This is a genomic window from Clostridium sp. 001 (assembly GCF_019056555.1).
GTDB lineage: Bacteria > Bacillota > Clostridia > Clostridiales > Clostridiaceae > Clostridium_B > Clostridium_B ragsdalei.
In genome coordinates this window covers 2676686-2689318 of the sequence record NZ_CP020473.1, presented here as the reverse complement: position 1 = coordinate 2689318, position 12633 = coordinate 2676686, and the positions used below count along the sequence as shown (strand labels likewise).

Sequence of the window (12633 nt, the reverse complement as noted above, 5' to 3'; positions counted from 1 at the left end):
GAACGGAGAATGTAAATTGAATTTAAATACTAGTTTTTTATCTATATGTAAAGATGACATGAAAGCAAGAAATATAAGTCAGTTGGATTTTGTCCTTATAACAGGAGATGCTTACGTAGATCATCCTTCTTTCGGCTCAGCTATAATATCAAGGGTGTTAGAAAATGAAGGTTTTAAAGTAGGAATAATAGCTCAGCCTAACTGGAAAAATGCAAATGATTTTATGAAGCTTGGAAAACCTAAATTAGCTTTTTTAATAAACTCTGGGAATATGGATTCTATGGTAAATCATTATACCGCATCAAAGAAAAAAAGGCATGAAGATCTTTACTCCCCAGGAGGTAAATCTGGTTACAGACCCGACAGAGCTGTAATAGTATACTGTAATAGGGCAAGAGAAGTCTATAAGGATGTTCCAATAGTAATTGGTGGAATAGAAGCCAGCTTAAGGAGATTTGCCCACTATGATTACTGGAGTGATAATGTAAGAAGAAGTATTCTTTTAGATTCAAAGGCAGATCTACTCATATATGGTATGGGAGAAAAAACCATAGTACAAGTGGCAAACCTATTAAAATACGGAATGGATATCCACAAAATTACAGATGTAAGAGGTACAGTATACCCTTGCAAAGATAAAGCATTCATAAAAGACTATGTGGAAGTACCTTCTTTTGAAAAAGTAACACAAGAAAAAGGTGCTTATGCTGAAAGCTATAAACTAGAATATTACGAACAAGACGCATTAAGGGGGAAAACCTTAATACAAAAACATGGAGATCATTATGTTGTCCAAAATCCACCACAGTTTCCATTAACAGAAGAGGAAATGGATATAGTATATGATTTACCCTACATGAGAACATACCACCCTATATATGAAAAACTTGGTGGAATACCTGCTATAAAAGAAGTAAGTTTCTCAATTACAAGCCACAGGGGTTGTTATGGCGGCTGCTCTTTTTGCGCTCTTACTTTTCATCAGGGTAGAACTGTCCAAAATAGGAGTGAAAAATCTATAATTGATGAAGCTAAATTATTAACTACTTTAGATGATTTTAAAGGATACATACATGATGTAGGAGGTCCTACTGCAAATTTTAGGCATAAGGCATGCAAAATACAAGAAAAGGCGGGAGTGTGTAAAAACAGGCAATGTCTCTTCCCTTCTCCCTGCAAAAACTTAATTATAGATCATAGTGAATACTTAAATCTATTGAGAAAAATAAGAAAAATTCCTGGTATAAAAAAGGTATTCATACGTTCAGGAATAAGATATGACTATCTAATAAATGATAAAAATACAGATTTTTTTGAAGACTTATGTAAATACCACATAAGTGGACAATTAAAAGTAGCTCCCGAACATATAAGCGAGAGGGTTCTAAATCAAATGGGAAAACCTAAGATGGACGTATACAATAAATTTGTGAAAAAATATTTTGAAATAAATAAAAAAATAAATAAGAAACAATATCTAGTTCCTTACCTCATGTCCAGTCACCCAGGGAGTGATTTAAATGCAGCTATAGAACTAGCTGAGTATATAAAAAGCATGGGTTATACCCCTGAACAAGTTCAGGACTTTTATCCTACACCTGGTAGTTTATCTACAACTATGTACTATACAGGCATTAATCCTTTAAGTGGTGAGAAAGTATATGTACCTAAATCACAAAAAGAGAAAAATGAACAAAGAGCACTCTTACAATTTTCTCTTCCCAAAAATTACAATTTAGTAAAAGAGGCTTTAATCAAATGTGGTCGTGAAGATCTAATTGGATCTGGTCCCCACTGCTTAATACCGAAAAATCCTCCAAGAAGACGTCATCGTAAAATCAGTCATAAGAGCTCTAAGTAAGAAATTTTATAGAATTTTTCGATTAGAAGTTAAACTTATACTAAGCTATATAATAACAAATTTCGCCACGTAAAAACCTTTTAATAAGTCTAAAGCTCGGTATTTTGAAAATCTAAAGACCTTAGCTAAACTCGTACCTCAGACATATCTAAGCTTCTAAGATTTTCTAAAACACCTCGCTAAGACTTATGGAAAAGTTTTTTAATGTGCCTTCAATTTTGTCATTATATGTTATGTATAAGATGAAACTTCTATTAGAATGATTACATATAAACAGAGTTCTTGGCATCAGATGGAGTTTTGACTCCACCTGATGCTTAGAAATCGTTATCCAGGGACGTAGCTGCTCTTTACTCCCACTTGGAGAAGAAGTGGGAGTATTAGAGCAGGTAGTCATCGGATAAAATTTCTAGCTTAAAAAATAACTTATGCGCAGAAACATTTTTACAATAATGAAGCACTTTTAAATATTTTGCATATAAGTCTTAGTAAAAAATTCTTAAAAAAATCTTAGAACTTTTGAATTGTTTGAGGTACGAGTTTTCAAAAGTTCTTAGATTTTTAGGATTTTTTGCTTAGACTTATCAAAATATTTAACGTACTGAATGTTGTAAAAATGTTCGGAGCATAAGTTATTTTTTACCTAGATACTTTACTAGGAGCTTTATAATTAAGGCTATCAGATGTTTTTTTCACTTTATTCAAAGCATATATGAAAACAACAATCCAGCCTACATCTCCAAGTATATTTTCTGCTAAAACTCTAATACCCATAAGCCATGCTATGAGCTCTGATATAGTTATGCAAGCTGCCAACAATACCATGTATATACCAAGTTTGTTGGCATTAGTTTTTTTAACAAATCCCAAAACAAAAAATATTACTAAAGTATTAAATACCAAGTACCCCCAGTATATATATTGATTTGATAAAACGAGAGTATATCCTAAAATAAACTTGTATTCCTCTAAGTTTTGCAGTACAGCTTCACACTTATACATCATCATAGCATATGCAGCACAAAGTACTGCAGTTATTATAAATATGTAATAAAACTTAACATTATCTTTTCTTACAAAAATATAGAGCACTGTAAAAACTATAATTGGAACTGATAGTAAGTTCAAGAAAAAGGGAACTTTCAGCAAATATAAATATTTCATACTACTGGAAAAGTACATGATAAAAATAGAAATGTACCTTAACAACATAGCCCCTATAATAATAAAAGCTACAACTTTTATTTTATCCGATAAAAATCTAATTAAAATAGCTCCTCTAAAGAGCATTATAAACATGATAAGTAATAAAAAAACATAAACGTAGAATGCCATATATTCTCCTTCTTTATTAATAGTATTCTAATTATATTTATTAATATCGCCTATCTTATATTACTATTTTTAAATAAATTTATAATTTTATCTCATCTTTTAATCCTAAAACTTCCATTCCGCCTTTAATACACTCTATAACAAGTGGGAAATCCGGTCCCCTTTCACCATCTATGTCAGTGACTATATCTTCATCACAATACACTTCTATTTTATTTGATTTAAAGTATATAAGTCCAGAAGTATCTTCCAAGTGATCTCCTCTTAACATTTTTATAAATAGTGCTATAATATCCTTTATCATTCCTGCTTTTATTATAATTACATCTAAAAGTCCATCTTGAATTTCAGCTTTATATGCAAACTTAAAGTTTCCTGCCATCTGTCCATTAAATATGAGCATAAGATACATGTCACCATCAAAAATTGCGTTCTCAGACTTGACTTTCACCTTAAGTTTTCTTAAATTTGGAAGTTGTTCTAACCCTTTAACATAATAGGCTAACTTTCCCATAGTATTTTTCAAATTTACATCTGTTTTTTGAGATACATCCGTAAATAGTCCCGTACTAGCAACATTTATGAAATATTTGTCGTTTACCTTTCCTAAATCTAATTTTTTAGGAACACTGTTTACTATCTGTTGGCAGGCCTTTTTAATGTTTTGCGGCATTCCTATAAATTTAGCAAAATCATTGGCAGTTCCTACTGGAAGTATGGCTATAGGCATATCTATATTTAACCTTTTCATACAATTTACAACATTGTCTACTGTTCCATCCCCTCCAGCTATTAGTATGTATTTGTAAGTTTCATCTATATCTTCAAATGCCTTTTTTATGTCAAATTCAAAACTTATTCTAAAAGGAACTATTTCATAACCATATTTTTGATGTATCATAATAACTTTATCTATATTCGATATTATTGTATTTTCTCCTGAATATGGATTATAAATAAATTTCACTTTATTCATATTAAACTCCTCTAATTATATAAATTACAAACCTTGATTCTTTATTTAAATATATCACCTGATATTATATCACCTAAAGTAATAAATCCACAAGATTACTTGTAAATCTTGTGGATTTATTTACAAATTATTAAATTCTAGAATGCTGAGTAGTTATTTTCCGATATACTACTCAAGGCATCTCCTGCCTGAGTGTTTGATTTAGGATTTACTGCTAGATCTCCCAAAGATACCATTCCAACTACATTTTTATTTTCAACAATAGGTAACCTTCTTATTTGCTTGTCACTCATTACTCTAGATGCATCTTCTAAATTCATATCAGGTGATCCAGTTACAGGATTTGCCGACATAATATCTCTTACAAATTTGGATTCAGCGCCTCCACTCTGGGATGCTGATCTTATAGCTATATCCCTATCTGTCACAATTCCTATAACTTTTCCATTTTTACAAACTGGAACAGCTCCTATATTATTTTGCTGCATAATTTGTGCTGCTTTTTCCACAGTATCGTCATCATTTAAACTTATTACAGATTTAGTCATTATATCTTTAACTTTCATTTCAAACACCCCTTTAGGCATTTTCAAAGAAATAACTAGTTAGTATGCTAACATATTTGACTTGTTATTTTCTTTCAAATGCCTTAAATTGAATTTCATATTTATTATGTCCTAATCTAAAGATTATGTTACTTATAAATTATTGGTATCTTTAGACTTTTTTTTATGCATATATATAGAAATGGATGATATAATAAATAAAACTATTATGGGCAATATAAATTTAAATGAAAACGGCCTTGTCAAATTTCCTCCTATTAAGGAATAGGTTATCATTTCAGGTAAAATTCCTATTAAAGTTCCAAAAATAAAATCTCTATATTTAATTTTTGTAAGTCCTGCAGCATAACTAAGTGGATCATAGGGGAATACAAAACTTAATCTCATTGCAGTCATAATCCTAAATCCATACTTTTCTATATTGTCATTTAACGTTAAAGCCTTTCCTTTAAGAATCTTATTTACAAAAGATCGGCCTAAAAATCTGGATAAAAAGAAAGCTAGTGTAGCTGATCCAAAGCATCCGATCATACTGAGCAAAAGAGCCATATATGAATTAAATATGCTCCCCGCAATTATTGACATAAGAGATGCTGGCAGTATAAGTACTACAGGTCTTATAGTATAAATTAAAATAAAAATAATATCTGAAAACTTTCCGTAACTCTGTATATAACTTCTAATGCTATCCATACTTATCCTATATAAATTTCCTTTATATTTGTATAAAATAAATATAATAGTAAAAATCAAAAAAGATACTATCAAACACTTAAAAATACTTTCTTTACTATTTCTCATAAATTAACAACTATCCTTTTTTTTAATTTTAAAAGACAAATTAAATTACTAAATATATAATAAAATAAAAGGTAAATTCTGTATATAGTTTTTAGTATTATAACTTATACATGTAATATTTACATACTTTTGATAAATATTCAATAGAAAATGTATGACCTATTTATTACATTAAAGACTTTTCCAAAATGATTTTAGTTGTGAATTGAAGTTTCTTGTATGTTTTTAACAAAAAATTTACAAGTTTGTCATAGAAAAGACACAGACTATGTACTTAACTATTTTCATAAAATGAGGTATAATTATCTTATGCAATTATATACTTTTTAATAAGTTAAGGGAATATAATTTAATTTTGTTATTTTTAAGGAGTGGTCACAGTGGCTAAAATAGCTAGAAGTTCAGTGCCTAATGCGTTTACGTTTGCTAATCTTAGTTGTGGTGTAATGTCTCTAATGATGTCTTTTCAGGAAAATTATTTATGGGCCGGTATATTTATACTACTTGCATGTTTAGCTGATAGATATGATGGAAGAGTTGCTAGATTTTTAAAAGTGTCCAGTGAATTAGGTAAACAACTGGATTCCCTTGCAGATTTAGTTTCTTTTGGAGTTGCCCCATCAGTTCTTACATTTAATATCTATAACTTTTCTACTTTTGGATTATTAGGTTATATGTTAGTATTGTTATTACCAATATGCGGAGCATATAGACTTGCAAGATTTAACATTACTGATTTTGATGGACAATTTTTTGGTATTCCAATAACTTTTGCAGGTATGTTTATGGCTTTATATTGTCTGATTACATTTAGACATCCTGTTCCTGCAGAATTTACCATTTTACTTGTCATAATACTTTCTTACCTTATGATTTGTAAATATAGGTTTAAGAAGTTTTAATTTTAGTAAATAACCACATTTTATAAAAGAGATTAAGTAAAAATGTATTTTACTTAATCTCCTTTTGTATCATCATCCTCATCCATATCATCTAAATTATTTAGAAACAATTCTTCATCTATTTCTGTTTCCACATATTTAATTTGCATTTTTTCTTTTATAACTTCAGTAGTAAGTTTACAGTATTCTGAGTATACTTCAGTAGAATCCTTTAATGTATCCACAACTTTATCAATTACATTTCCAAGCTTATATACTCTCTTTAAAGAATCTTTAACTTCACCTTTATGCACTCCTGCTATGGAATTTAATTCTCCAGCTCCACCTATTAGCAGTCTGTAGGAATTAGTTAATTTGGATAATAGCTCTGCTAAATTATTTACATCACAATAATAATCTTCAATTATTTTTCTATGGGACAATATTTATCACCCTGCCTCAAATTTAAGATTTTCGCAACATGGTGGAGAAAAATTTTTTAATTAATAGTTAAGAATGAAGAATTAATAGTTAATGCGGACTTTTCTCCGTTACACTACAAAAAATCTTTGATTAAGCTTTTCACCACTCGTTTCGCTAAAGCGAAACATTGCTGATTCATATAAATTTAAAGATTTTTTGCAACAGCTAAAAATCATCCTTTACTATTAATTTTTCATTATTAATTCTTAACTTACAAAAGTTAAGTTATATATAAATCTAGCTTCCACTTAGAAAACCTATAGTATTACTATATTATCTATATTATTATTTAATAAAATTAATGCACTAATTATAAAAATTTATAATTAGTGCATTAATTTTACTCTTATATATAATTTAATGGTATTGAATTTAATGTAAACATATTTATTTAATTCTTATTAGTGAAATTAAATACAATATAGCTTTAAAAAAACATATAATTATTGTATCATTAGAGTATATCATTTATGTTGGTAGTATTCAGTCCCATAATCTTCAAAAATTATTTTTATTATTTAGTGTGTACAGAGGTGGTATACTTTGAACTATAAATCAGGAGAAAGTGAACTTTATCACAAAGGAACACTTTACCTAGATAGTTTAAAATGCTTTACTAAACGTAAAGCACATAAAGAAAATTATAACTTATGGATTTTAGAAGGAGTCTTAAAAGGTATTACTGATATTATAAAGGTTTTTGACTCCAATGGTAGAATCCTATTTTTTAATGAAGCTGGATGTAAGTTTTATAAAAAAACTAAAGATGAAGTTAAAGGTAAAAAGTGTTTTGAAATTTTAAACATGAAAGAAAACTGCAAAAACTGCGGTTTAGAAGAAGCCCTTAGAACTAAAAAGCTAATAAGAATAGAAAGGTATTTTCCAGAGTATAACAAATTTATGGATTGCACTTATAATCCTGTGATGGACAATTTGGGAAAAGTAGCATTTATTGTAGAACAGCAAAAAGATATTACCAAGAAAAAAATATTGGCAAATACAATTAGAGAAAGTGAAGAAAGGTACCGCAAAATTATTAATCTTTCACCAGAAGCAATCATTATAACAGTAGATAATAAAATTGTACTGGCAAATCACAAAGCCTGTAATTTAGTTGGTACAGACTATGATAAGATAATTGGAGAAAATATTTATAAATATATATCAAAGGAATTTATAAAAACTGCTCACAAGCGGATGAAACAGATATTAGAAGGTAAAAAATCTAAATCCATATCTGACTATAAAATTGTACGCTATGGTAATACCCTAATAGATGTAGAAATATCAGCAAGTTATTTAATGTATAAAGGCAGCCCTGCGATTCAAGCAATAATTAGAAATATTTCTGATATGAAAAGGAGACTAAATGAAGCATCTAAGCTTCAAAGAAAATACATTGAAGATGTATCTCCTATACCTGAAAAACTTCAATTAGAAAGTCTGTACATGCCTGCTAAAACAGTAAGTGGAGACTTTTTTAGGTTATACAAGGTAAACGAAGATTTAATTCTTGGAATAATTGGAGATGTTAGTGGCAAAGGAATTACAGCAGCCCTTAACGTACTAGCATTTTTTGTTTTATTTCGTGAAGCAATTTTAACAAGCTGTGATCCACTTGAAATAGTTAAAATTTTAAATAAAAAAATTGCTGACTATTTAAGTGACAACCACTGCATCGCTGCTTGCTGTTTTAGTTTAGATTTTAAGAAAAATGAAGCAAGAGTAGCAGGTGCTGGGATAAGCCAGTTTATGTTTCAAAAAAGCAACTGCAATCCACAAGAATTCATAGTTAAAGGTCCTTTTCTAGGTATGTTTCAAGATGCAGTATTTGATGAAAATGTGATTTCCTTTAAAGAAGGTGATAGATTTTATTTTCCTACGGATGGGTTAGACTTCATATTTAATGATAATGAAATTAGAAAAAATTATCTTAAATCACACACATTAACTGAATTTATAACTTACTTGAAAGCTAAATTAAATGACATAATCAATGAAACCGGAGCATTAAAAGATGACAGTACAATAATCGCTTTGGAAATAAAATGATTTTGGAGGATATATATGAAAAGTAATGAATTTATTTTATATGGTTTGTCCAAGTACAAACAAATTATCGATAAAATCACTGCTGAGTTAAATGCTTCAAAGTACAATTTTGATATTAAGCTAATACTTACAGAAGCTTTAACTAATGCCTTTAAGCATGGTAACAATATGAACATGGACAAACCTATTTATTTAAAATATGTATATGATGATTCAAATGTTCAATTTGAAATTAAGGATTGTGGTACTGGATTTAAAGATACAATAATTAACAAACAATTAGATAATGAAAACATACTAGAAGATGAAGGAAGAGGATTATTTCTCATTAAGAATCTTTCAGATCACATTGAATTAAAACAAAATACCCTAATTATAGAAAAATCCTTGGCTAGCTAGGAAATAACAATAACATTCATCATTATAATTGTTTGAAAAAACTTATACAAATACAAAATCTATTTATCTCCCATTTTATTGAAGATGGGAGTTTTAGCCATTAAACGAGAGTATGATAGTTCGGAGGTATTTTAATGAAAAAAAGTTTAAAAAATAAATTAGGTTTAATGTTCTTTGTATTTATAACTGTTCCTCTTATTATTTTAGGAAGTTTCTCTTATATTAGGACTTCTAGTTTATTACAAAATACAGTTAAAAACCAATTAGAAAGTACTTCAAATCAAACAGTGCAGTCTATAGATGAAAAAATAGATTCGGTAGACAAGTATATTAAAATTTTAAGTTCTGATGAGAGAATGGCAAAAATTGCCTCAGGCGATACCACTTACAATAATGAAGTCTATAATTATCTACAAAAAATACAAAAAGAAAACAGTAGTATAATAGAACGTTTAGTTATCACAAATACATCAGCTAAAGGAATTATTAGTGACTCAAGTGAAAATTATAACGCCGACTATAGTGACAGAGACTACGTCAAAGACGCCTTAGAAGGCTCTAAAAACACTAATAAAAAAACTGTTTTAATATCAAAAATTACAGGCAAACCTGTAATAGGAATTGCCTATCCTTTAAAAATTGACAATAAGATTGTAGGTACATTAATCGGAATAATACCTTTTAAAGGAGTATCTAACGTCAAATTAGGTAACTTTGGATATGCATATATGATTAATAAAGATGGACTTATTATCTCCCATCCTAAAACAGATAAAGTATTTAAAGAGAATATTTTAAATAGCACTAACAACCAATTAAAATCTTTAATAAATGAAGCTAAATCAAGTGGAACTTCCGAAGGATACTATAGCTATAACGGATCACGTAAGTTTGGAAAATTTGTTTCCAATAATAATTGGATTATAGCGGTAGAAGCTGACTATGGTACATATATGTCTCCTGCTTCAAGTATTAGAAACTTTACAATTATAATAGCTATATTAGCTTTACTTATTACAATATTTTTAGCCTATAGATTTTCTATAAGAGATATAATAAATCCAATTAAGGAATTAGAAAGTTTAATGACCAAAGCTGGTGATGGTAACTTAACTGTAAGGTCTAAAATAAATACAAAAGACGAATTACAGACATTAGGTGAATACTTTAATAAGATGATTGAACATCAGGATAATACAATACATAATGTCAGAGATGCATCAGAAAATTTGGCTGCTTCTTCAGAAGAACTAGCCTCTTCTAATGAAGAAATAAGTTCTACAACAGAACAAATGACTGGCACTATAGAAAAAGTTGCACAAGATGCTGAAACTCAAAATAACTCTATTGTAGAAGTATCAGAAGTTTTGGTTCAACTGTCAAGCTTGGTTCAAATATCTCAAAATAGGGCACTCACAGCTAAAAAGAATTCCAAACATACCATGGACACTGCGGAAGAAGGAAGAAATAAAATTGAAAATACAGTTGATGCTATTGAAAATATCCGTAAATCATCAACTGCAACAGAAACTACTTTAAAAGTCCTGCAAGAGCTTTCCAAAAAAGTAAGTGGAATTATTGATACCATAAACAGTATTTCATCTCAAACTAACTTACTAGCGCTAAACGCAGCTATTGAAGCAGCAAGAGCAGGAGAACACGGGAAGGGCTTTACCGTGGTGGCAGAAGAAGTTCGTAAACTTTCAGAAGAAACTAACACTGGAGCAAATGAAATATCTTCATTGGTAAGCGAGATGGTAAATGAAATAACCAAAGCTGTAAAAAACATGAATTCCAGCAAAGATGCAGTTGAATCTGGTGTAGTAATAGCAAAAGATGCCGATAAATCTTTTGTAAGTATCATAGCCGCCGTAAATCAAATATCAAGCAACGTAAATGAAATAGTAGATGTTACAAAAGATGAAGTTGCTACTTCTGATAAAATAGTAAATCTTATTAATACAGTTGCTACTATTACTGAAAACACTGCAGCTAGCAGTGAAGAAGTTGCCGCATCTGCCGAAGAACAAAACTCAGCAATTGAAAATGTGGCAGCTAGTGCTGAGGAATCTAGCGCATTAGCCGTATCCTTAAACAATCTTGTAGAAAAATTTACAATTTGAGGTGATTTAAAATGAAGGATCTAAATATTGAAATACCAGAAAACTTTGCTGTTGACGAAGCAGATGATCTTAGACAAAAACTTAATTCTTTAATAGATAAAGGTGAAAAAAATTTTTCATTGGATTTTAGTAAGTGTACCTTTATTGATAGTACTGGACTTGGAGTTTTAGTCTCAATTTATAAAAAGTGCAAGAACATGAATGGGAGTTTTAAACTTTATTCAGTTAGAAATGCAGATGTTATGAAAATTTTTAATATGACACGATTAGATAAGGTATTTGAAATAAATAATTAACTAAAAAGGGCCTGTTACACTAGTTTATTAGTATAACAAGGCTCTTTTAACTTACCTCCACAAAATATAATAAAACAATCCTAAAGCTTGTTTATAATACTAGCAATGTATCCTGCCCCAAATCCATTATCAATATTTACTACACTTACTCCGCTGGCACAACTGTTAAGCATTGAAAGAAGAGCAGCTACTCCTCCAAAACTTGCTCCATATCCTACACTTGTAGGTACTGCAATAACAGGTTTATCAACAAGACCTCCTATGACACTAGCAAGTGCACCTTCCATACCTGCAATTACTATGACTACTTTAGCTTTTCTTATAATATCTAATTTATTAAACATCCTGTGTATTCCGGCTACACCTACATCAAAAATCTTTTCTACTTTATTTCCAAAAATATTAGCAGTTTCAAAAGCCTCTTCTGCTACAGGTATATCTGATGTTCCTGCTGTAACTATAGCTATATATGATTCTGTCTTATCTTTAGAGTTTTTTACTATAGTTATAGTTCTCCCTGATTCATTATACTTTGCATAAGGGCAAATTTCTTTTACAGCTTTATACATTTCTTTGCTAGCCCTAGTCCCCAATATATTATTATCCTTGGTAAGCATAAACTCAACAATTCCCTTTACCTGATCTACAGTTTTACCTTCACAATATATTACTTCAGGGTAGCCAACTCTTATTTCTCTATGGTTGTCTACCATAGCATATCCTAAATCTTTAAATGGAAGATCCTTCAGTTTTTCAATTCCTTCTTCCACCCCTATTTTGTTGTCTTTAATATTTTCTAACAGATTTCTGAGTTCTGATTCATCCATTTTTTCACCCCATAAAGTAAAGTTATTTATGCC

The 12633-nt window shown here is 29.6% G+C and carries 12 protein-coding genes; 6 read left to right on the top strand and 6 right to left on the bottom strand.

Annotated elements, in window-relative coordinates:
* Window positions 1–58 precede the first annotated feature (58 nt).
* Window positions 59–1861, top strand: a complete 1803-nt coding sequence (locus tag B5S50_RS12700; RefSeq protein WP_254306759.1) for a YgiQ family radical SAM protein — start codon at window positions 59–61, stop codon at window positions 1859–1861.
* Window positions 1862–2500: 639 nt separating this feature from the next.
* Here the strand turns inward: B5S50_RS12700 and B5S50_RS12695 are convergent.
* From B5S50_RS12695 to B5S50_RS12680, 4 genes are all read right to left on the bottom strand, one after another.
* Window positions 2501–3196 (bottom strand): hypothetical protein, encoded by a 696-nt coding sequence (locus B5S50_RS12695; protein WP_065079006.1) that lies wholly within the window; start codon window positions 3194–3196, stop codon window positions 2501–2503.
* Window positions 3197–3275: 79 nt separating this feature from the next.
* Window positions 3276–4172 carry a YegS/Rv2252/BmrU family lipid kinase gene (locus B5S50_RS12690; protein WP_217301988.1) on the bottom strand — a complete coding sequence of 299 codons (897 nt, stop codon included), beginning with the start codon at window positions 4170–4172 and terminating at the stop codon, window positions 3276–3278.
* Between the two features lie 137 nt (window positions 4173–4309).
* On the bottom strand, window positions 4310–4738 hold the full coding sequence (locus tag B5S50_RS12685) for a CBS domain-containing protein (RefSeq protein WP_065079005.1): 429 nt from the start codon (window positions 4736–4738) through the stop codon (window positions 4310–4312).
* A gap of 132 nt (window positions 4739–4870) precedes the next feature.
* The gene (locus B5S50_RS12680; RefSeq protein WP_254306595.1) at window positions 4871–5431 is read right to left on the bottom strand and encodes a TVP38/TMEM64 family protein; all 561 of its coding nucleotides are present in this window, start codon (window positions 5429–5431) and stop codon (window positions 4871–4873) included.
* A gap of 488 nt (window positions 5432–5919) precedes the next feature.
* Between B5S50_RS12680 and pssA the strand changes: the two genes are divergently transcribed.
* Window positions 5920–6441: a CDP-diacylglycerol--serine O-phosphatidyltransferase gene (gene pssA / locus B5S50_RS12675; RefSeq protein ID WP_154104993.1), complete on the top strand. Its 522-nt coding sequence runs from the start codon at window positions 5920–5922 to the stop codon at window positions 6439–6441.
* Window positions 6442–6494: 53 nt separating this feature from the next.
* On the opposite strand, the gene B5S50_RS12670 is transcribed toward pssA, so the two are convergent.
* Window positions 6495–6863 carry a hypothetical protein gene (locus tag B5S50_RS12670; protein WP_065079003.1) on the bottom strand — a complete coding sequence of 123 codons (369 nt, stop codon included), beginning with the start codon at window positions 6861–6863 and terminating at the stop codon, window positions 6495–6497.
* Window positions 6864–7446: 583 nt separating this feature from the next.
* On the opposite strand from B5S50_RS12670, the gene B5S50_RS12665 reads away from it, so the two are divergent.
* The 4 genes from B5S50_RS12665 (at window position 7447) to B5S50_RS12650 (ending at window position 11773) form a co-directional block, all read left to right on the top strand.
* The gene (locus B5S50_RS12665) at window positions 7447–8955 is read left to right on the top strand and encodes a PAS domain S-box protein (RefSeq protein WP_083985728.1); all 1509 of its coding nucleotides are present in this window, start codon (window positions 7447–7449) and stop codon (window positions 8953–8955) included.
* A 15-nt stretch (window positions 8956–8970) separates the two neighbouring features.
* Complete coding sequence (locus tag B5S50_RS12660; RefSeq protein WP_065079002.1) at window positions 8971–9354, top strand: ATP-binding protein; 384 nt, start codon at window positions 8971–8973, stop codon at window positions 9352–9354.
* 134 nt (window positions 9355–9488) lie between these two features.
* Window positions 9489–11477, top strand: coding sequence for a methyl-accepting chemotaxis protein (locus tag B5S50_RS12655; protein ID WP_217301987.1), 1989 nt, complete (start codon window positions 9489–9491; stop codon window positions 11475–11477).
* 11 nt (window positions 11478–11488) lie between these two features.
* Window positions 11489–11773 carry an STAS domain-containing protein gene (locus B5S50_RS12650; RefSeq protein ID WP_063555594.1) on the top strand — a complete coding sequence of 95 codons (285 nt, stop codon included), beginning with the start codon at window positions 11489–11491 and terminating at the stop codon, window positions 11771–11773.
* A gap of 80 nt (window positions 11774–11853) precedes the next feature.
* Here B5S50_RS12650 and larB read toward each other — a convergent pair whose 3' ends face one another.
* Window positions 11854–12600: a nickel pincer cofactor biosynthesis protein LarB gene (gene larB, locus B5S50_RS12645; protein ID WP_065079000.1), complete on the bottom strand. Its 747-nt coding sequence runs from the start codon at window positions 12598–12600 to the stop codon at window positions 11854–11856.
* Between the last annotated feature and the right edge of the window lie 33 nt (window positions 12601–12633).

What these genes read in the sequence shown, in the direction of transcription:
- larB (WP_065079000.1), bottom strand. Translation starts at nt 12,600, where the DNA reads ATGGATGAATCAGAACTCAGAAATCTGTTAGAAAATATTAAAGACAAC.
- B5S50_RS12650 (WP_063555594.1), top strand. Translation starts at nt 11,489, where the DNA reads ATGAAGGATCTAAATATTGAAATACCAGAAAACTTTGCTGTTGACGAA.
- B5S50_RS12655 (WP_217301987.1), top strand. Translation starts at nt 9,489, where the DNA reads ATGAAAAAAAGTTTAAAAAATAAATTAGGTTTAATGTTCTTTGTATTT.
- B5S50_RS12700 (WP_254306759.1), top strand. Translation starts at nt 59, where the DNA reads ATGAAAGCAAGAAATATAAGTCAGTTGGATTTTGTCCTTATAACAGGA.
- B5S50_RS12695 (WP_065079006.1), bottom strand. Translation starts at nt 3,196, where the DNA reads ATGGCATTCTACGTTTATGTTTTTTTATTACTTATCATGTTTATAATG.
- B5S50_RS12660 (WP_065079002.1), top strand. Translation starts at nt 8,971, where the DNA reads ATGAAAAGTAATGAATTTATTTTATATGGTTTGTCCAAGTACAAACAA.
- B5S50_RS12690 (WP_217301988.1), bottom strand. Translation starts at nt 4,172, where the DNA reads ATGAATAAAGTGAAATTTATTTATAATCCATATTCAGGAGAAAATACA.
- B5S50_RS12685 (WP_065079005.1), bottom strand. Translation starts at nt 4,738, where the DNA reads ATGAAAGTTAAAGATATAATGACTAAATCTGTAATAAGTTTAAATGAT.
- B5S50_RS12680 (WP_254306595.1), bottom strand. Translation starts at nt 5,431, where the DNA reads ATGGATAGCATTAGAAGTTATATACAGAGTTACGGAAAGTTTTCAGAT.